General features: G+C 65.4%; 18 protein-coding genes and 1 tRNA gene. 4 read left to right on the forward strand and 15 right to left on the reverse strand.

The window, feature by feature from the left end; translation table 11 throughout:
• Positions 1-40: 40 nt before the first annotated feature.
• From ACUCV3_RS11025 to ACUCV3_RS11065, 9 genes are all read right to left on the reverse strand, one after another.
• Positions 41-1111, reverse strand: a complete 1071-nt coding sequence (locus ACUCV3_RS11025; protein WP_279731747.1) for a FemAB family XrtA/PEP-CTERM system-associated protein — start codon at positions 1109-1111, stop codon at positions 41-43.
• Entirely contained in the window at positions 1108-1956 is an 849-nt protein-coding gene (locus ACUCV3_RS11030) for an XrtA system polysaccharide deacetylase (RefSeq protein ID WP_279731749.1), read from the reverse strand. The genes ACUCV3_RS11025 and ACUCV3_RS11030 overlap by 4 nt, the downstream gene beginning before the upstream one ends.
• Before the next feature lie 32 nt (positions 1957-1988).
• On the reverse strand, positions 1989-3218 hold the full coding sequence (locus ACUCV3_RS11035; protein ID WP_482240623.1) for an XrtA/PEP-CTERM system-associated ATPase: 1230 nt from the start codon (positions 3216-3218) through the stop codon (positions 1989-1991).
• A 58-nt stretch (positions 3219-3276) separates the two neighbouring features.
• Positions 3277-4881, reverse strand: coding sequence for a TonB-dependent receptor (locus ACUCV3_RS11040; protein ID WP_482240624.1), 1605 nt, complete (start codon positions 4879-4881; stop codon positions 3277-3279).
• Positions 4878-5816, reverse strand: a complete 939-nt coding sequence (locus tag ACUCV3_RS11045; RefSeq protein ID WP_069337207.1) for an AAA family ATPase — start codon at positions 5814-5816, stop codon at positions 4878-4880. The genes ACUCV3_RS11040 and ACUCV3_RS11045 overlap by 4 nt, the downstream gene beginning before the upstream one ends.
• Positions 5817-5830: 14 nt before the next feature.
• Complete coding sequence (locus tag ACUCV3_RS11050; RefSeq protein WP_482240625.1) at positions 5831-7351, reverse strand: XrtA system polysaccharide chain length determinant; 1521 nt, start codon at positions 7349-7351, stop codon at positions 5831-5833.
• A 2-nt stretch (positions 7352-7353) separates the two neighbouring features.
• The gene (locus ACUCV3_RS11055) at positions 7354-7998 is read right to left on the reverse strand and encodes an XrtA/PEP-CTERM system exopolysaccharide export protein (RefSeq protein ID WP_097382816.1); all 645 of its coding nucleotides are present in this window, start codon (positions 7996-7998) and stop codon (positions 7354-7356) included.
• 130 nt (positions 7999-8128) lie between these two features.
• Positions 8129-9361, reverse strand: coding sequence for a pyridoxal-dependent decarboxylase, exosortase A system-associated (locus ACUCV3_RS11060; protein WP_279731492.1), 1233 nt, complete (start codon positions 9359-9361; stop codon positions 8129-8131).
• On the reverse strand, positions 9358-10905 hold the full coding sequence (locus tag ACUCV3_RS11065; RefSeq protein ID WP_279731490.1) for an acyl-CoA ligase (AMP-forming), exosortase A system-associated: 1548 nt from the start codon (positions 10903-10905) through the stop codon (positions 9358-9360). The genes ACUCV3_RS11060 and ACUCV3_RS11065 overlap by 4 nt, the downstream gene beginning before the upstream one ends.
• A 48-nt stretch (positions 10906-10953) precedes the next feature.
• Here ACUCV3_RS11065 and ACUCV3_RS11070 point away from each other — a divergent pair, with 48 nt between their 5' ends.
• Together ACUCV3_RS11070 and ACUCV3_RS11075 are read left to right on the forward strand one after the other, a co-directional pair.
• Positions 10954-11958 (forward strand): GNAT family N-acetyltransferase, encoded by a 1005-nt coding sequence (locus ACUCV3_RS11070; protein WP_482240626.1) that lies wholly within the window; start codon positions 10954-10956, stop codon positions 11956-11958.
• A 27-nt stretch (positions 11959-11985) separates the two neighbouring features.
• Entirely contained in the window at positions 11986-12273 is a 288-nt protein-coding gene (locus ACUCV3_RS11075; RefSeq protein ID WP_125987143.1) for an acyl carrier protein, read from the forward strand.
• 58 nt (positions 12274-12331) lie between these two features.
• On the opposite strand, the gene trxB is transcribed toward ACUCV3_RS11075, so the two are convergent.
• Complete coding sequence (trxB, locus tag ACUCV3_RS11080; protein WP_279731484.1) at positions 12332-13294, reverse strand: thioredoxin-disulfide reductase; 963 nt, start codon at positions 13292-13294, stop codon at positions 12332-12334.
• A gap of 201 nt (positions 13295-13495) precedes the next feature.
• On the opposite strand from trxB, the gene ACUCV3_RS11085 reads away from it, so the two are divergent.
• Positions 13496-14212 (forward strand): alpha/beta fold hydrolase, encoded by a 717-nt coding sequence (locus tag ACUCV3_RS11085; protein ID WP_279731482.1) that lies wholly within the window; start codon positions 13496-13498, stop codon positions 14210-14212.
• Positions 14213-14223: 11 nt separating this feature from the next.
• Here ACUCV3_RS11085 and ACUCV3_RS11090 read toward each other — a convergent pair whose 3' ends face one another.
• From ACUCV3_RS11090 to ACUCV3_RS11105, 4 genes are all read right to left on the reverse strand, one after another.
• Positions 14224-14961, reverse strand: a complete 738-nt coding sequence (locus ACUCV3_RS11090) for a proteasome-type protease (protein ID WP_482240627.1) — start codon at positions 14959-14961, stop codon at positions 14224-14226.
• A 27-nt stretch (positions 14962-14988) separates the two neighbouring features.
• Positions 14989-15855 carry a transglutaminase family protein gene (locus tag ACUCV3_RS11095; RefSeq protein WP_010339931.1) on the reverse strand — a complete coding sequence of 289 codons (867 nt, stop codon included), beginning with the start codon at positions 15853-15855 and terminating at the stop codon, positions 14989-14991.
• 20 nt (positions 15856-15875) lie between these two features.
• Positions 15876-16808, reverse strand: coding sequence for an alpha-E domain-containing protein (locus ACUCV3_RS11100; RefSeq protein WP_004212140.1), 933 nt, complete (start codon positions 16806-16808; stop codon positions 15876-15878).
• A gap of 91 nt (positions 16809-16899) precedes the next feature.
• A complete protein-coding gene (locus ACUCV3_RS11105) occupies positions 16900-18309 on the reverse strand; it encodes a circularly permuted type 2 ATP-grasp protein (RefSeq protein WP_004212139.1) in 1410 nt (469 codons plus the stop codon).
• A gap of 296 nt (positions 18310-18605) precedes the next feature.
• On the opposite strand from ACUCV3_RS11105, the gene ACUCV3_RS11110 reads away from it, so the two are divergent.
• Positions 18606-18682: transfer RNA gene (locus ACUCV3_RS11110), tRNA-Met, on the forward strand.
• 137 nt (positions 18683-18819) lie between these two features.
• Here ACUCV3_RS11110 and ACUCV3_RS11115 read toward each other — a convergent pair.
• Positions 18820-20145: an NAD(P)/FAD-dependent oxidoreductase gene (locus ACUCV3_RS11115; protein ID WP_278393997.1), complete on the reverse strand. Its 1326-nt coding sequence runs from the start codon at positions 20143-20145 to the stop codon at positions 18820-18822.
• Between the last annotated feature and the right edge of the window lie 25 nt (positions 20146-20170).

Here is a 20170-nt window from a genome sequence, read left to right on the forward strand (position 1 = left end):
CTGGCACCAACATAGGCCCAAAGGGCTGAATATATGGTAATCAGCCAAGACCCCGACTGATCATCGGCCCCAGCAGATTGGCGACCGGCAATGGCAATTTCTTCCACAGTTCGATCCGCCGCTGATATTTTGCACTGGTCGGGCTGACGTCGCGCAACTCGCCGGTGGGCGACCAGTCATAATAGACGAGCGGCTGCGGATCGAAGCCGAAGCTCTTTTTCCACGCGGCCTGGCCGCTGCCGACCTTGGACCGGCCAAAGTCGAAGCGGCGGGCGCCGCGGGCGCGGCCATGGCCCATCAGGCGATAATACATGAGTTCGTTGGAGCGCAGCCGGCGCGCATCGGCGCCGCCCCCACCCCAGAAGGGCATGACCCGGTCGCCATGATAGAGGGTCAGCACGGCCGAGACCGGGCGATCGCCATCGCGCACGATGCTGATGTCGGCATCCGCGCCAAAGGCGGCGATCACCTCGCGGAAGAGGCGCGCGGGGAAGACCGGGGTGCCGAGGTTGCGGACGCATTCGGCATAAATGCGATAATGGTCGCGCAGATGCGCCGACGAGCGGCCATGATCGACGCTGAGCGCGGGATTAGCGAGCGCCTTGCGCAGTTCGGCGCGGTGCTTGCGCGGAATGGCGAGCAGTTCCGCCTCGTCATCGACGGCAAGCGGGCGGACGAAGGCGACATGCTCGCCCGCGCAGACGCGCCACCCCTCCCCCGGTGCGACACCGCCGCGCAGTTCGACCGGCGCATCGCCGCGTGCCCGCGCCTCATTCCGGGCAGCAGCAGCGAGCGCGGCGATCACGGCCGGATCATCGGCCAATATGCCACCATCGACGGCGAAGGCGGCGGACACCAGCGCCTGGCCGAACAGGCGGCTGCGCACATGCTGGAGCGGCAGCAGGCCGCAAATCTGGCCCGAGGGCGCTACCGCGGCGAGCATCAGCGCCCGGTTCGCGGTCGCCCGCTCGATTGCGATCAGCCAGGCCGGGCGGTGGAAGGGCGTGCTGGCGCCATGGGCCAGCACATAGGCATCGGCCGCCTGCGCCTGCGCCGGATCGGCAAGGTCCAGCGTGGTGATCGCCAGATCGGCCCGATTGCCCGCGATCATGCGGCGCGCGCCGCTTCCTGCGCGACCAGTGCATCGACGCGGGTCCAGGCGAAATCCTGGGTCAGGCGGCGCAGCTTGGCGGCCATGACGGACAGATTGGTGTAGTGGCGCACCCGCGAGCGCAGTGGCGCGCCGGCGACGCGCGGCTGATCCGGGTCGATTTCCCAGGGGTGGAAATAGATGATGGCGGGCCGCTGCGCCTGCCCGTTCACCTGGCGGATCGCCCAGCGCGAAAAGCCATAGGGCAGCAGGCGGAAAAAGCCCCCGCCCCCGGCCGCCAGTGTGCGCTGGCCCAGCTTTGCCGTGGTGACGGGCAATTCGAGCAGATCCGATCCGGCCACCGGCTTCCAGGCGAAGCGCGGCGAATCGGGCCAGCCATAATGGTCATGCCGGATCGGCGCGACGCTGCTGGAATAGGCATAGCCTTCTTCCGCCAGGATCGGATGCGCCCAGGGCGTGCGCGGATCGATCGAGAAGCTGGGCGCGCGATAGCCCGACACCTTCTGCCCGCTGGCATCCTCCAGGATCGCGCGGGCCTTGCGCAGGTCGGCGCGAAACTGTTCGGGGGTGAAGGTGAAGACGCGGGCATGGTCATAGCCATGGCTGGCGACTTCATGACCGGCTTCGGCGATGCGGCGCATCAGCGCGGGATAGCGTTCGGCGACCCAGCCCAGCGTGAAGAAGGTCGCGGTGACATCGGCCTGCGCGAACAGGTCTAGCACCGCATCGGTGTTACGCTCGACGCGATGCGTCAGCCCTTCCCAGTCGGAACGGTCGATCGTCCGCTCGAAGGCGCCGACCTGGAACCAGTCCTCGACATCGACGGACAGGGCATTGTGCATCATGATCTTGTCCCGGTGTTGCCGCGCGGGCGCGATCAGGCGGCGTTGCGCTCCGGATCGGCGGCGCGTTCGTCGCGCTCGACCCAGTCGACCAGCAGGGTCAGCACGCGGCGCAGCGCCGCATCCTGTTCCTCGACACGAAATTCGAGGCCCGACAGACGCTCCTCGATCAGGGCAAAACAGCCCTTGAGCGCTTCGGGATCGACCGTCGGCGCGGCGTAGGAGGCATGGTTCTGCATCGCGCGCAGGGCGGCGATCTCGGCACGCAGCGCCTCGATCTCCTCATGCACGGCGGGCGACACGAGATCGGGCTGCGCCGGCGCCTGCCAGGCAACCGCCTGCGGCGCGGGGGCAGCGGCGACCGGTTCGGCCGGTGCGATCGTTGCGATCGGTTCCGGCGCGGTTTCGCCGGCAATATCCAGCACGGACGGCGCGATCGGTTCGGCGCTGACATCCTCGTCCACGCCCATATCCTCGATCACCGCCTGGACCGCCTGCCCGTCAATCTCGGTCAGTTGCTCCAGCGCGCCCAGCAGCAGCACGCGGCTGACCAGCGCGTTGATGCGGCGCGGCACGCCGCCGGTGGCGGCATAGATGGCGTCGAGCGCATCATCGGTGAAATAGGGATTGCCGGTCCAGCCGACGAGCGTCAGGCGATGGCTGATATAGGGTTCGACCTCCTGCGGCAGCATCGGGTCGAGATGATGGGTCGCGATCACGCGCTGGCGCAGCTGCTCCAGCTCGGGCGAGCGGACGAGGTCGCGAAATTCGGGCTGACCGAGCAGGAAGATCTGCAGCAGCGACTGACCGCCCAACTGGAAGTTGGACAGCATGCGCAGTTCCTCGATCGCCGAAACCGGCAGGTTCTGCGCTTCGTCCACGATCAGCAGCGAGCGGCGGCCGGCGCGGGCCTGCCCCTGAAGATAGGCCTCGATCTGGCGCAATATCTGCGCCTTGGCGACGCCGTCGGTGGCCAGGCCGAAGCTCTGCGCGGCAAGGCGCAGCATGTCGTCGCCCTCGACCTGGGTCGATACGATCTTGGTCGCGGTCAGGCGCGCCGGATCGATCGTGCTCATCAGATGGCCGACCAGCGTCGTCTTGCCGGCGCCGATGTTGCCGGTGATGACGATGAAGCCCTCGCCCTGCGCCAGACCATAGCCCAGATAGGACAGTGCCTTGCGATGCGTCGTGCTCTCGAAATAGAAATGCGGGTCCGGCGTCAGCTGGAACGGGCGCCCCTGCAATCCATAGAACTGATCGTACATCTGTCGTCTCCATCCGGCCGACCGGCGTCGCATAGACGCCGTTATAGCCCGAATTTCCTTAAAAGCTGTAACGCAGGCCGACCTGGCCCATCGCGTTGATCAGCGTGTCAAAATCATCCGCCTTCGCCGCATCGACGCCAAGCGAAGCCGATGCCGTAAGTTTCCTGGTCAAGCCCCTGAAATAGCTTGTGAAGGCACCATAGTTCAAGACATCGGCGCGCGCGCCGCTGGCATCGAAATAATTGATATAGACCGCCGTATCCAGGGAATCGCGATCGTTGAACGCATAGGTGACGGTGCCATTGCCATACCAATTCTGGTCGCGAGTACCGCTGATCAGCACGCTCTGGGTGGTCGGCGTGATGAACTTGCGGTTGGAATAGCCGCCGCCCAGGCCAAAGCCCCAGGGGCCGCGCCGGGTGGAATATTGGCCCGCGACGCCGCGATAGCGGAAATTGGCGCCAGTGATGCCGGCCAGCGCATCGTTGAAGCATTCGCCCCCGCCGGTCGGCGAGAAGGCGCAGCCGGTGAGATCGCCGGTGAAGGGATTGCGCGGCACGATCAGGTTGGTGCCGGTAAAGGCCGCCGCATCCGCCGTGATCATCCGGCCAAAGCTTTCAATGCCGTCGAACACGGCGATGCCGATGCTGCTATTGCGCCCCTGCCAGGTGAACTGGCCCTGATAGGACATGCCGCCATAGCGTTCGCCCACCGTCGCCTTGAGCGAGGTACGGCGATTGGGCCGCCACAGCACGCCGACATCCCAGATCAGGTCGCCGAAATCATAATAAAGTTCGCGCGGCGAGCTCTTGTCGGTGACATAGCGGCCGTTGCGGATGATCGGCACGCCATCCTCGTCCAGCAAGGGCGCGCGCTGGCTGATCTCGATATCCTCATAGCCGATGCCGCCGAGCAGCGCGACCGTGGGCGAAACCGGCATGATCGCATCGACCCGGCCCCAGACATCCTCGAACCGCTGGTCGAGCTGGCTGGCATCCTCGCGGCTGTAGCCGGCGCTGGCGGTCAGGCCGACCGGCAATATGGTGCCCGGCGCAAAGCCGACGGAGCCATTCAGGTCATGGGACCAGCTTTGTGCGAAGGAGCCATTGGCGATCGCGGCGCCAGGGACATTCACATCGACATCATCATCGACGCGGGCATAGCCCAGTCGATAGGAAGCCTTGATGTCGAGATCGCCGACCTTCGTGGCGTAACTGGGCCCGATATAGCCGCCCCAGATCTGGCTGGTAAAACGGTTGTCGATCGTCGCAGCGCCCGAATAGCCGTCGGTCCGCACGCGCGAGGCGATGCCACCGGCCTGCAGGGTGAGTTCGGGGGTCAGCTTGTAGCCGGCATTGGCGATCCCACTCAGCACGTCGGAATCGGTCGCGTGGCCCCAGCCGAAACTGTGCATATATTGGACGTCCGCCGCGGCGTTGAGCCGGCGGGTCTGGACCTCCACCGTCACGCCGGCGGTGAGATTGGTATAGGTCACGACGTCGCCGTCGCCCTTGAGCGGCACCATCACCACCTGGTCGATGCCCAGATAAGGCGTCACGTCGACCTTCCTGGTGGACGCAGGCGTGCCTTGCGCCAGCGCCGGGACGCTGACACTGGCAAGCACCAGCAGCGAGGTGCCGGCAATCAGGTCACGCGCGGTCATCCCGGCTCGCCCTTGCCATAATAGGAACCGAAGCGGCGAGCGCCGCCGGTGTAGCGGACGGCGTTGAGCAGCAACTGGACCTGCGCCCCGCCCTTCAGCAGTGCGGCCGCCTCCCGCAGCGCGCTTTCCGATGTCTTGTCGGCGCGCACCACCAGCAGCGCGACCGCGACATGGCTGGCCAGCACGGCGGCGGGCGAGGCCGCGAGCAAGGGCGGCGAATCGAACACGATGATGCGATCGGGCCGCCCCTCGGTCAGCCGCTGAAGCAGCATTTCGGTCCGCGCCGAGGCAAGATATTCGGTGTCGGCATGGCTGCGCTGCCCCGCCGGCAGGACGGACAACGAGGGAATGTCGGTGCGCAGGACGCAATCCTCGATCGCAACCAACGGATCAGCGAGCGCATCCATCAGCCCCGGCCCGGCCTGCAGGCCCAGCGTTTCGGGGATGCCCGGATTGCCGAAATCGGCATCGACCAGCAAAATCTCGCGATCCTGCTCGGCCGCTAGACTGAGCGCCAGATTGATCGCGCAGAAGGTCTTCCCCTCGCCGCTATGGGGCGAACAGAGGAGGATGCGGTTGCCGCGCGGATTGTCCTGAAGATGGGTGAGCAGCCCGCGCTTGAGCAGGCGGAACTCCTCGCTCATCGCGGTGACCGGCGCGCCGGGCACCAGGAAGCCGGCTTCGGTCAGTCGGTCGCGATCGACCGGCTGGGCCGGGCTGGTCCAGGCCTGTGCGCGGAAGATCGGCGCTTCATCGGACGCGACCGGAGCCGGCGCCTGCGGCGCGGGATCGAACATCGGCGGCGGTGGCGGTGCATCGGCCGGCACATCGACGGCCGGCGCCGCACGACCACGCAGGGCCGCCTGGAAATCGAAAATCTCGGTGGCGCGTTCGATCAGCGAGCCGCGGCCCTTGATGGGGCTATGCTGGTTCATGGGATCAGGCTCCTTCACGCCGTACCGCGCTGGATGAATTCGACGACGATCAACAACAGGCACAGGGCAGCCAGGCCGCCGCTGGCGCCCGCAAACCATTTCATCCGCTGCTTGTCGAGAGCTACCTGGGTCGTGCTGGCGACCTGGGTGATCGACCCGGCGACCGGAATGCCCACGGCTCGTTCCAGACGGGCGGCCGTCGGGAATGTGCCCTTGAGCTGGCCGATCGCGAAAGCGACGCCAATGCCGGCGCCGATGCCGAGGATCAGCACGCCCAGCAGCAGCAGCGGCCGGTTGGGTGCGGCGGGCGCCGTCGGCAGGCTGGCGGGCTGAAGCACGCTGAACTGGACCGCGCCGGTTTCGGTCTTCACGTCGCCACGCAGGCGGATTTCCTCGCGGTCGGCGAGCAGCTTGTCATATTGGGTCTGGAGCGCGGCATAATCGCGATCCAGCTTTTCCTGTTCGGACGCCACGCCCGGCTCATCGATCTGATGCGCGGTCATGGTGTTGAGATCGGCCTGAAGCTGCGCCTTGCGGGTCGAAAGCGCCTGCACGGTGGCGGCCCGTTCGGCCTGCATCGACTTGATCGACAGATAGGCGGGATTGGGCGTGCCGGCAGCGGCGGCGCCACTGGCGCCGCCCTGGCGACGCAGATTATCGACCTGCCGCTGGGCGGCAATCACGTCGGGATGGCTGGCGGTCCAGCCGCGCGCACGCATGCGGGCGAGTTCGGCCTGGGCCTGGGCCAGCGGGGATGCACCGCCACCGACCGCCACGCCCGGCAGGGTCGCCGGGGTGCCAGCCAATTGGCCGTTCATCGCGCTGAGCGCGCTCTGCGCCTGCACCAGCTGGGCATCGATATTGTTGATCTCCAGACGGGCCGCATCCATGCGCTGGCTGATCGTGCCGGCGCCCGGCAGCACGCCGGCATAGCGCTGGGCAAATTCAACGCGCCGCTTGTCGGCGGCTTCGAGCTGCTTGCCGCGACCGGCGATCTGCTGGTCGAGGAAGGCCAGACTCTGGCGGGTTTCGGTGCGACCACCGGTCAGATTTTCTTCCTGGAAGATGTCGATCAGCTTCTGCACCACCTGCTGGGCGATGCGGGCATTGGCGCCATCCGACAGGCCGCTGTCGGCCGAGGTCGCGCTGATGTCGATCATGCTGGGGTCGGCCTGGGCCAGCACGGTGATATGCTCACGCAGGGTGGTGATCTTGCCCGCCACGTCGCGCGGCCCGGAAATGGTCTGGGCAAGGTCGGTGCCGCGCACGACCTTTTCCAGATTTTCCGCGCTCAGCAGCGTCTGGCGCACCCGGTCGAGATCCTGCTGGGACTGGACCTGGGTGATGCCGATCTTGTCCTCCAGCAGCGACTGGGTGTTCACATAGACCCGCGCCTTGGACTCATAGCCATTGGGGATGAGCGACACGCCCAGCCAGCCCAGCATGCACACGCCCCAGGCCACGGCCAGCGCGATCCAGCGCCGGCTCCATATGCCGTGGAGAAGGACCAGCAGCTCGTCGTACAGACCCGCCATGATCAGAACATGCTTTCGGGAATGATGATGACGTCGCCGGGCGCCAGCATGACATTGGCCTTGGTGTCGCCCTTCTTGAGCAGGTCGCCGATGCGGACCTGATATTCCTTCTGCTTGCCGCTGGCCTTGTCGAAGCGGACCAGCCGGGCGCGATTGCCGGACGCATATTCGCTGAGGCCACCGACAGAGATCATCGCGTCAAGCAGCGTCATGTTCGCGCGATAGGGGATGGAGGCCGGCTTTTCGGTCGCGCCGACGATCCGCACCTGCTGGCTGTAGGTGCCGGAGAAATTGTCGACGATCACCGATACCAGCGGATTTTCGATATATTGGGTCAGCGCCAGCTTGATATCGTCCGACAGCATCTTGGGCGTCTTGCCGACGGCCGGCATGTCGGTGATCAGCGGCGTGGTGATGCGGCCATCGGGACGCACCTGCACCTTGGCGCCCAGTTCCGGGTTGCGCCAGACGAAGATCGTCAGATTATCGAGCGGGCCGATGATATATTCCTCGCCCGGTCCCTCCTGGGTCGCGACGAAGGATGCGGGGGGAAGCTGCGGCGCGGAGCCGGTCGAAGCGCAGCCCGACAGAGCCACCGCAGGCAGCGATGCACCGATCAGGAGCCTGGAAATCCGCTGGAAACGCATAAAATTCACCCCTTCATACCATCATAGCCGACGCGCGACCGGGAAAAATGATCGCGTGCAGGCCCATGGCTTCATCCTCATCATGCCGGAAAAGGGTAAAGATAGGGTTAGGCCTGCTGTCGGACATGGATTAGCCAAGTAATAGTTCACGAGGACTTGGGTGGCCAAGAAAGGCCGCGGGACTTGCCGACGCGCCATAGGCACCGGCAAGGAAGATCGCGATGAAATCGCCGACATCGACTGGCGGCAGCGCGACCTTTTCGCCCAGCCGGTCGATCGGCGTGCAAAGGCAACCCACGACATTGACCGGCTGGGTAGTCGGCTCGCGCCCGAAGCGGTTGGCCACCGCGATCGGATAGTTGCGCCGCACGACCGTGCCGAAATTGCCGCTGGCGGCCAGTTGATGATGCAGGCCGCCATCCACGACGACAAAGGTTTCGCCCTGGCTCTGCTTCACGTCGACCACACGGGTCAGATAGATGCCAGCCTCCCCCACCAGCCAGCGGCCCAGCTCGATCGCGAATGCGCTGTCGGTCAGGATATCGGGCAGCGCGTTGAGCGCGGTGTCGAGCGCGACGCCGATCGGCCGAATGTCCAGCCGCTCATCACCGGGAAAATAGGGAATGCCGAAACCGCCGCCCAGATTGACGAGCGGCGGCGCAGCGCCGACGGCATCGGACAGGCGCGCGGCAAGGTCGATGGTCGCCGCCTGGGTCTCGATGATCGCCATCGGATCAAGCGCCTGGCTCCCGGCGAAGATATGCCAGCCGCGCCAGTCCGCGCCGGCATCGATCATCGCGCGCGCCAGCGCGGCCGCGCGTTCGGCATCGACGCCGAAGGGCTTAGCGCCGCCGCCCATGCGCATGCCGGACCCTTTGAGGTCGAAATCCGGGTTCACCCGCACGGCGAGGCGCGGCACCTTCCCCAGGCGCTCCGCCACGGTCAGCGCGCGCGCGCCCTCCCCCTCGGACTCCAGGTTGATGGTGATGCCGGCATGGATGGCGGCTTCCAGTTCGTCATTGCGCTTGCCCGGTCCGGCAAAGCTGATCCGCGCCGGGTCCATGCTGGCCTCCAGCGCCATCGCCAGTTCACCGCCCGATGCGATGTCGAACCCGTCGACCAACCCCGCCATGCGCGAGAGCAGCGGCGCATAGGGATTGGCCTTTATCGCATAATGCAGATCGATCCGCTTGGGGATCGCCTCGCGGAAGCGGCGGACCTGCGCCTCGATGATCCCCATGTCATAGACGAAAAGCGGCGTGTCGCCCGCTTCGTCGACCAGACTCGCCGCACCGCAGCCGCCGATCAGCAGCATGCCTTCTTCCTCGGCGAACCAGGCGGGAATGGGGCCCATGGGCTTCATGACGCATACTCCTTGGCCAGCGCGACTCGATCGATCTTGCCATTGGGGTTACGCGGGAACTGTGCAAGCACTAGCGTCTCGCGCGGCTGCATGAAATTGGGCAGTTCGGTCTTGAGATGGGCGGCAACGGCCGCGGATATATCGGGATCGGCGGCGCGCAACAGCAGCAGCACCGCCTGTCCCAGCCGCTCATCCTTGACGCCAACAGCGACAGCCTCCGCCACGCCGGGAACGGCGACCGCCGCCTCCTCGATCTCGGTGGGGCTGATGCGATTGCCGGCCGACTTGATCATCGCATCGTCGCGGCCGACAAAATAGAGCAGGCCATCCGCGTCGCGGCGGACGGTATCGCCGGACCATACGGCGGTACCGCCATGGCACGAAGCGGCCGGAGCGGGCTTGAAGCGCTCGGCGGTGCGCGCCGCATCCTGCCAATAGCCCTGCGCCACCAGCGGCCCGGCATGGACCAGTTCGCCCGGCTCGTCATCCTCGGCCAGCGAGCCATCGGGACGGACCACCAATATCTCGGCAAAAGGAATGGCCGACCCCATTGAATCGGGGCGACTGTCGACCAGAGCAGGCGACAAATAGGTGGAGCGGAAGGCTTCGGTCAGGCCATACATGGGATAGAGATCGGCCTGCGGGAACAGCGCACGCAGCCGCGCGACCAGCGGCCGGGTCAATGCCCCGCCGCTATTGGTCAGGCGCCGGAGCTTGGCCGCGATCTCCGTCGGCCAGTCCAGTTCGGTGAGTTGCACCCAGAGCGGCGGCACCCCGGCCAGGGTGGTGATGTCCCAGCGATCGACCGCCTTAACCACGTCGCGCGGGGTCAGATAATCGAGAGGATAGGCGCAGCCGCCCGCATACCAGGTGGAAAGTAGCTGGTTCTGGCCATAGTCGAAGCTGAAAGGCAGCACGCACAGCGTCCGGTCCTCCGGCGCCAGCCCCAGATAATGGGCCACCGACACCGCACCGAGCCAGAGATTGGCGTGGCTGAGCATCACCCCCTTGGGCCGGCCGGTCGATCCGCTGGTATAGAGGATGGCGGCCAGAGCATCGGGCGCGGCATCGGACGGCGGCAGCGCCGCCCCGCCGCTCATCCCCGCCGCCGCATCATCCTCGCGATGGAGATGACAGCCGGCCGGGACATCATCCAAGGCAAGCGTCGACAGGCGGCTGGCCGTGCCGATCAGCAGCGCCGCGCCGCTATCGGCCAGGATATGAGCGACCTGCGCATGTTTGAGCAGCGGATTGACGGGAACATGGACAAGCCCCGCGCGCGGCGCGGCGAGCGGCATCAGCGCGGCAACCGGCCCCTTGGCCACCCAGCTGGCCACCCGCGCGCCGGGCGCAAGGCCAAAGCCCGCCAGCCATCCGGCGAGACGACCAAGGGCCTGTTCCAGTTCGGCATAATCCTGCGCGCCCGACCGCCCCGCGAGCGCCGGCCGTTCCGGATCGCCACGCAGCAGCAGATGGTCTATCGGCTGCACATCGGCATCGTCGATTGGCGCCTTGGAAGCCAACAGGGGGTCGCTTAACGTCATGTCCAGAATTAGGTCCTAAGGGCAGCTAAGGTGCCGGGAGATAATAGGTTGCTGGTCCCAAGGGAATATCGGACGCTGTCGGAAGTGCGGTCGGCGATCGGCGGCCGGATGGACCGCGCCCATATCGACAGCCTATTCGACCGGCTGGACTGGTTTGAAACATTGCACCCCCTTTGCCTTGGCGACACCCCGCTCAGGGTGTTCCAACAGACAGAGGACGCCTGCGAGGCCTGGTTGTTCCTTCTCGCGCCCTCGGCTCGTCGCCTAACTGCCCTTGCCAATTGGTATAGTTTCGCCTGGAGCCCGATTTTCCTGGGGGCGCCGGACGCGCGTCAACAGGCCCGGCTGCTGGAAAATATCGCCCGCCATCTGCTGCGCGAACAGGCCCAGATCAACCTCTATCCCCTTGCCCTGCCCGGCTCGCTGATCGGCGCCTTTCGCCGCGCCGGCTGGTTCGCGGTGCAGCGGCCGATGGGCGGCCGATATCTGCTGCATGTCGATGGCCGGGATTTCTCTAGCTATTGGGCGCAGCGCCCCGGCCGGTTGCGCAACCAGGTGCGGCGCAAGGCCCGGCAGGAGCGTTACGACCTCAGCATCCACAACAAGCTGACCGATACGCTGTGGCAGGATTATGTCGATGTGCAGGCGCATAGCTGGAAGGCACCCGAGCCTGGCCTCAACTTCCTGCGCGTCCTGGCGCAGCGGGAAAGCGATGCCGGCACCTTGCGGCTGGGCTTTGCCCGACTGGAAGGCCGCGCCGTGGCGACACAATTATGGACGGTGGAACATGGCACGGCGCTGATCCACAAGCTGGCCCATGACAGCACCCAGGACGAAGGATCGCCCGGCACCTTGCTGAGCCATGCGATGTTCGCCCATGCCATCGACCAGGATCGGGTCGCGACGATCGATTATGGCACCGGTGACAATGACTATAAGCGCGAGTGGATGGACGAGCGCATTCCGCTCCATCAGATCGACCTGTTCAATCCGCGCCGCGTATCCAGCTGGATTCCCGCCGCGCGCACCTGCATTTCCGCGCTTGTCGGATAGGCGGCGAGCCATTAGATAGCCGCCATCATGCGGGCGCAAACCACTCAGCCGGTCGACCGGACAGACGATATCGAAACCCTGGTGCGGGCGCTGCTGCGCGATGTGCTGAGCCTGTCGCAGGAGCGCGCCGATGCGTTCGAGGCCGACACGCCGCTGTTCGGCGCCCTGCCCGAGCTGGACTCGATGGCTGTTGCCGGCCTGCTCACCGAAATGGAAGATCGCTTCGACATCCTGATCGAGGATGAGGATATCGACGGCGACACGTTCGAGACCTTCGGCACGCTGGTCGCCTTCCTGCGCGCCAAGCTGGGCTGAAAGCCGCCCTTTCCCAAAAAGTTCGGGCTGAGCCGTTTCCGGCCCAGCCCTTCTTTTCTTACGCTTCGACCAGTTGCTCGAAGTCGGCTTCAGCGAGGAAGCGTTCGACGTCGAGGGCGGCCATGCAGCCCATGCCGGCCGCAGTCACCGCCTGGCGGTAAATCTTGTCGGTCACGTCGCCGGCCGCGAAGATGCCCGGAATGGCGGTGTGGGTCGTGCCCTTCTCTACCACAATATAGCCTTCATCGAGCGGCAGCTTGCCGTCGAACAATTCGGTCGCGGGGTGGTGGCCAATCGCGACGAAGCCACCATCGGTCGGCACGTGCGACTTTTCGCCGGTGACGGTGTCGATCAGGTCGACGCCGACCAGGCCTTCGGGCGTGCCGCCGCCGACGAACTTGTCGACCGCCTTGTTCCACAGCACCTTGATGTTGGGATGGGCGTGCAGGCGCTGCTGCAGGATCTTTTCCGCGCGCAGCGAATCGCGGCGATGGATCAGGGTCACGTCATGGCTGTGGTTGGTGAGGTAGAGCGCTTCCTCGACCGCGGTGTTGCCGCCGCCGATGACCACGACCTTCTTGCCGCGATAGAAGAAGCCGTCGCAGGTGGCGCAGGCGCTGACGCCCTTGCCCTGCAGATGCTCCTCGCCCTCGACGCCCAGCCACTTGGCCTGGGCACCGGTGCAGATGACCAGCGTATCCGCGACATAGAGGGTGCCGCTGTCGCCCTTCAGCTTGAAGGGACGTTCGGACAGGTCGACGTCGACAATCTGGTCATACATCATCTGCGCGCCGACATGTTCGGCCTGGGCCTGCATCTGTTCCATTAGCCAGGGGCCCTGGATCACATCCTTGAAGCCCGGATAATTTTCGACGTCGGTGGTGATGGTCAGCTGGCCGCCCGGCTGCATGCCCTGCACCACGATCGGCGCCAGGCCCGCGCGCGCGCCATAGATGGCGGCGGACAGGCCGGCCGGGCCGGAACCGAGAATGAGCATGCGGGTGGAGTGAGTGGCGGTCATCGATAATTCCAGCTGCGATTCGTGTGGCCGCCAGAGATAGGCCCTGCCAGCCCCCGCGCAAGCAGGAGTTAGGCAGGAGATTTGCTTTGGGACGCCCAAGGCAGAGCCGCAGCATCGCCGCGGCGTTGCACAAGCCGCGTTGCCTTATGATCCACAATATATCACAAATGACGGATCGATAGATAATGGGAGAGACGGAGCATGGCGACATTCGTGCTGGTGCATGGCGGGGGACATGGCGGCTGGTGCTATCAGCAGGTCGCCCGGCGGCTGCGCGCGGCGGGGCATGAGGTCCATTGCCCGACGCTGACAGGCCTTGGCGAGCGCGCCCATCTGCTCAACGCCGACATCGATCTCGACACGCATATCCAGGATGTGGTGGCGCTGATGACGTTCGAAGGGCTGGAGGATGTCATCCTGGTCGGGCACAGCTATGGCGGGATGGTGATTACCGGCGTCGCCGATCGCGCGGCCGCGCGCATCCGCGAACTGGTCTATCTGGATGCCGCCCACCCCAGGGACGGGGAATCGCTGGAAATAGTGGCGCCCGCGCAGATGGAGCCGACCCGTGCCATGGGCCGCACCGTCGACGGGATCGAGCTGGTGATGTGGCCCTTCCCCGGCATGGCGGGCTTCTTCGGCATCACCGATCCGGCCGATGTCGCCTGGACCGAGGCGCGGCTGACGCCGCATCCTTGGAAATGCTTCGGCCAGCCGCTGCGGCTGGAAAAGGGCGACGCGGCGTTTCGCCTGCCACGCACCAATATCAATTGCACCCAGGCCCTGCAGAACAGCCCGGAGGAGGCCCGCGCCCGCCAACTGGACGGTCATCGCAATTTCGAGATCGATACCGGCCATGACCTGATGATCACCGAGCCGGAAGCGGTCGCGACCATGCTGCTGGAAGTGGCGGGTTAGGCCCCCTCCCCTTAATCGAGGACGTTGGGCAGATCCTCGAACCCCTTGCGCAGGGCGGCGGACCAGCCTTGGGAGATCATGGCGAATTCCTCATTGTCCGCCTCGATCCGGGTGCGGACGCGGAAGTCGAACGTGTCGGTCTCGATCACGGTGAGATCAAGCGGCATGCCGACCGACAGGTTGGAGCGCAGGGTCGAATCCATCGACACCAGCACCGCCTTGGTCGCATCCTCCAGGCTTGTCTCGCGCTGGATGATGCGGCCGAGGATCGGCTTGCCATATTTATGCTCGCCGATCTGGAAGAAGGGCGTGTCCTCGGTCGCCTCGATGAAATTGCCGGCCGAATAGATGAGATAGAGGCGCGGCTTGCCGCCCTTGCGCTGGCCCGCGATCATGATCGAGGCGCTGGCGGCCGATCCGTCCATGGCGATGCTCTCACGATAGCGGCCCTGCATGGTGCGCATCGCGTCGCCCACCAGCTGCGCCGCGCGGTGCATCGTGTCGCAATTGAGGATGGTTTCGACCTCGGGGTCGCTCTCCGCCTCGCGGATCGCGCGCGACAGCATCGTCTTCACACCCTGGGTGATCGACAGATTGCCCGAACAGAGCAAGGTGATCGCCCGCTCACCCTCGACATGATAGGTGAAGCTTTTCCGGAAGCGGGCAATATTGTCCATGCCCGCATTGGTCCGGGTGTCCGACAGCATGACCAGCCCCTGGTCCACGCGTACCGCCACACAATAGGTCATCGCCCCGAAGTCCTGCTTATCTCTACCCTAGGAGCGGGGCGTGGGCGTGCTCTGCTGTTGCTGGCGTTGCAATTGCCGTTCCTCGACTCCGTCTTCCGCCTGCGCGATCCGGACATCGGCGTCAATGCTGATATCGCCCGCGACCGTAACGGAGCCCCGTATCGGAGCAGCTTCATCGGCATCCAGGCCGCTAGCCAGGCGCAGATAGCGTTCGGTGACGCAGACGCGGTTGGACGGATCGAAGCCGACCCAGCCCAGCCCCGGCACCAGCGCTTCGGCCCAGCCATGGGTTTCGTGCAGCAGATCGCCCTCGGCCGCGAGCAGATAGCCCGAGACATAACGGGCCGGCACCCCCAGCAGGCGCGCACCGGCAAGGAATATCTGGGCATGATCCTGGCACACGCCAGCACCCAGCGCAAAGGCCTGCGCCGCGGTCGTGTCAGCGCCGGTCACGCCCGGCCGATACTGGACGGCATCGCTGATCGCGGCCGACAGGGCATGGAGCTGCGCCAGCGGCCCGTCGCCCTCGGGAAGAGCGGCGACCATGGCGCGGATCGCATCGGATGCCCTGGTCAGCGCCGTGTCGCGCAGGAAATAGCGGGCGTCGACCCGGCATTGCGGCAGGCCACCAATACCATGGGTCTCGCGCGTCTCGACCAGCCCCTCGGCAACGATCACCGCCTCATTGAGGCTGTCATGGCGGACCCACACCGCCTCCATCTCGCCATAGCTGTTGGGACGGAAATTGGTCAGCGCCTCGCCGTTAATGCTGACCTGCCAGTCATGGACCTTCTGGCCCGGCGTATCGACCGGCACCAGCTTCAGCCGCATGGCGACGCGGCCGGCCGAGGCGGGATAGCCATAGACGGTCTGGTGACGGACGAGCAATTTCATGGCGCGCTTCCCCTCCCCCTTCAGCCGAAATGATAGGTTTCGGCGATTTCGACGCCGAGCCGGTTGCTCATCATCAGGCTGTACTGCACCGTTTCATGCAGGCCGCGACGGAAAATCTCGCCGGCGTCCAGTTCCTCCAGCTCGCTCACCAGCTGCTTCACCGTGTCATGACAGGTGCCGCGCGCATTGTGCCAGCCGGCCAGCCGGTTGAGCCGATAGGCGAGTTGATCGCAGCAATAGGCGACACTGCGCGGGAACAGCCGGTTGAGCATCAGGAAATCGGTAATCTGCCAGGGCGTGTAGGTGCCGCCATAGACATGATGATAGGCGCGCGCGCCCGACAGCGCATAAAGCACCGACGTCCATTGATAATGGTCGCGATTGCCGCCGATCACCTCGGTCTCGGGCAACAGCACATAATATTTCACATCGAGAAGGCGCAGCGTCATCTGCGCCCGTTCGAGCGCGGAGCCGCAGCGCAGGAAGTCATGGCCTTCATTGCGCAGCTGGCCCGAATGGGCCGCGCCGCGGAAGGTCATGACACGGGTCTTCACCCAGTCGATCAACGCCGGCAGCTGCGCCTTGGCCTCGGCCACGTCATAGCTGTCGAGCTTGCGCCAGCCGTCGTTGAGCGCCTCCCACATGTCCTGGGTCAGCATGGTGCGCGCCGACTTGGCATTGGCGCGGGCCTTGAGCAGGCAGGAGCGGATCGAGCTGGGATTGTCGGCGTCCAGCATCAGGAAGGACACGACATCGCTTTCCGTCACCGGCACGCCGTCGGGAAACTGATGCCCGGCGCCTGTCGCGCGCACGACCGACCGCCATTCGTCGCGATGATGCGCGCCCGGCAGGATCGCCATGCGCTGTCCCATCGACAGCAGTCGGGCGGTGGCTTCGGCGCGCTCCATATAGCGCGCCATCCAGAAGAGATTTTCGGCGGTCCGGCTCAGCATGTCTTGGCTCTTTTCACCGTGGGGGCCGGCGTCGTTGCGCCCGGCCCGGCATCATCAGGGGCAATCTGAAGGAAGGAGGCGGTCGCGCCCATCAGTCCTGCAACACCCAGGTATCCTTGACCCCGCCGCCCTGGCTGGAATTGACCACCAGCGATCCTTCGGTCAGCGCCACGCGGGTCAGGCCACCGGGGACCAGCCGCAACTGCTTGCCGACCAGGCAATAGGGACGGAAATCGGCATGACGGCCGACCACGCTGGCCGGACCGAGCGTCGGCACGGTCGACAGGTCCAGCGTCGGCTGGGCGATGAACTCGCCGGGATTGGCCTTGATCCGCTCGGCATAGGCCTCGACCTCCGCCTTGCTCGCCTTGGGGCCGATCAGCATGCCATAGCCGCCCGAACCATGGACTTCCTTGGCCACCAGTTCGTGCAGATGCTCCAGCACATAGGCCATTTCGTCGGGCTTGGAGCACTGCCAGGTCTGGATATTGTCGAGGATCGGCTCTTCGCCCAGATAGAAGCGGATCATTTCCGGCACATAGATATAGACCGCCTTGTCGTCGGCGATGCCCGATCCGGGCGCCGACGCCAGCGTCACGCCGCCATTGCGATAGACGCTGAAAATGCCGGGCACGCCCAGCAGGCTGTCGGGGCGGAAGACCAGCGGGTCGATATATTCGTCGTCGATACGGCGATAGATGACATCGACCGCCTTGGGGCCGAGCGTCGTCTTCATCCAGACCCGGTCATTGTCGACGAACAGATCGGCAGGCTCGACCAGTTCCACACCCATCAGGTCGGCAAGGAAGCTATGCTCATAATAGGCGCTGTTGAGCGAGCCGGGCGTCAGCACCACCACCACCGGATCGCCCTTGCAGGCAGGCGGCGCGACTTCCTTCAGGCTCTTGAGCAGTTCGGCGGGATAATCGTCGACCGGCGCGACCATGCCCTGCGCGAACAGTTCGGGGAACATGCGTGTCATGATCTCGCGATTTTCGAGCATGTAGGAGACGCCCGAAGGCGTGCGGCAATTATCCTCCAGCACCTCGAAACTGCCCGGCCCGGTGCGCACGATATCGATGCCGACGATATGGCTATAGACCTTCCCCGGCGGGGTGAAGTCGGCCATTTCGGCCAGATAGGCGCTGTTGCGATAGATGATGTCGGCCGGCATGATGCCCGCCTTCACGATCTCGCCACGATGATAGACGTCGTGCAGGAAGGCGTTGAGGGCGCGGGCGCGCTGGCGGATGCCCTTGTCGAGGATGCGCCATTCGTTCGCGGTGAAGATGCGGGGCAGCAGGTCGAAGGGGATCAGTCGTTCCGGGTCGCCGCCCTCGCCATAGACGGCGAAGGTGATGCCAATGCGCCGGAAGATCGCTTCCGCCTCATCCATGCGACGATTGAGCCCGGCTATGCCTGTCCGCTCCACCCATTTCTGCACTTCGTCGTAACAGGGGCGCAGCGAACCATCAGGCTCAAACATTTCATGGAAGGGCAAGTTGTCGTTCCTCCCTCGGCCCTCGGCCGGTTGTGCATTGCAACAATAGTGCGCCGCATCGTTGCGATTGCAAGACAAAAATGGCGGAGCGGAAAAAGCGTTCCTTCGGCCATGTCGGGATTGCGGAAATAGGTCGCGCCGATCGTTTCTACGCGCGCAAACGAGCGCGCGACGGGGGCTCTGGCAGGGCGTTCAAAAAAGAATGCAGATTTTTGCAATCGCCCCGTTGACCACCGTCCATCCCCTGCGTATAGCGCCGCCTCACCGCAGGGAAACACCCCCTGCGAGGCCCATGGGGCGGAGTAGCTCAGCTGGTTAGAGCAGCGGAATCATAATCCGCGTGTCGGGGGTTCAAGTCCCTCCTCCGCTACCATTTCCAAGACATCGAAAATGGCCCTTAGGGGCGCATTCAGGCGACAGACCAGGCCGCAGGCAGCCGCTCGTCTCAACTTGATCGCAGCAATTCTGTGGCGATGCCCCTGTCGCTTGCCGCCGCAGCCGCCCGGCGCCTCAATGCAGCTTGAGGCGCGGGCGCACGAAGCGGTTGATATGGCTGACCAGGATCAGCGCGGGACCACGTATGTTGCCGTGAACGGCGAGCAGATGCATGCGATAGAGCGACATGTAGACGAAGCGGGCCAGCCGCCCCTCCACCGCCATGCGCCCGCCGACCAGCTTGCCCATCAATGATCCGACCGTCGAATAGCGGCTGAGCGACACCAGCGAGCCATGATCCTTGTAGACGAAGCTCTTGAGCGGGCGGTCGGCCATCAGTCGGCCGAGATTGGCGAACACCGTGTCCGCCATCTGATGCGCGGCCTGCGCGCGCGGCGGGATCGGCCGATCGGCGCCCTGTGGCGTGTAGGAGGCGCAATCGCCCATCGCGAAGACGCGGTCGTCGGCCAGGCTCTGTAGCGTCGGCCGCACGATCACCTGGCCGGCGCGGGACAGTTCCAGCCCATCCAGGCCATCGCGGATCGCCGCCGCCTTGACCCCGGCGGCCCAGACCTGAAGATCGGCGGGGACGAAGCCACCATCCTTCGTCTCCATCCCCTCAGGCGTGGAGGCGGTGACGGCGACGCCAGCGCGCACCTTGACACCCAGCACCTCCAGTTCCTCGCGCGCGGCGTCGGCCAGTCGGTCGGGCAAGGCCGGCAGGATGCGCGGCCCGGCCTCCAGCAGGGTGACGTCGAGCCGCTGGCGATCGAACACCTCCAGCCCATAATAGCCCAGCGCATCGGCGGCATTATAGAGTTCGGCGGCCAGTTCGACCCCGGTGGCGCCACCGCCGACGATCGCGATCCGCACCCGCGCATCCGACGCGGGATCGGCCGACATGGCGCGCGACACGCGCAGGCAATGGTCGAGCAACTGATCGCGAAAGCTGTCGGCCTGGGCCCGGCTGTCGAGGAACAGGCAATTGTCGGCGACGCCCGGCGTCCCGAAATCATTGGTGACCGATCCATAGGCCAGCACCAGATAGTCGTAGCGCACCGAATGGGCGCTCACCACCTCGCGCCCCTTGGGATCGAACACCGGGGCGACATGGACCCGCCGCGCGGCCCGATCGATGCCCTGCAAGGTGCCATAGAGATAGCGATAGCCCCAGCGATGGCAGTGGCTGCGATAGCCGACCTCGTCCAGGCTGGCGTCGAGCGATCCGGTCGCGACCTCGTGCAGCAGCGGCTTCCAGATATGGGTGCGGTTGCGATCGATCAGGATGATGTCATGCCGCTTGCGGCCATAGCGGGCGCCGAGCTTGCGCGCGAGTTCGAGGCCGGCGGCGCCGCCCCCGACGATGACGATCTGGGTCTTCTTGTCGGGGATCAAGCGCATTCCTCCTCGATCGACAGACCGGCGG

This window comes from Sphingobium sp. VMM, assembly GCF_056790315.1.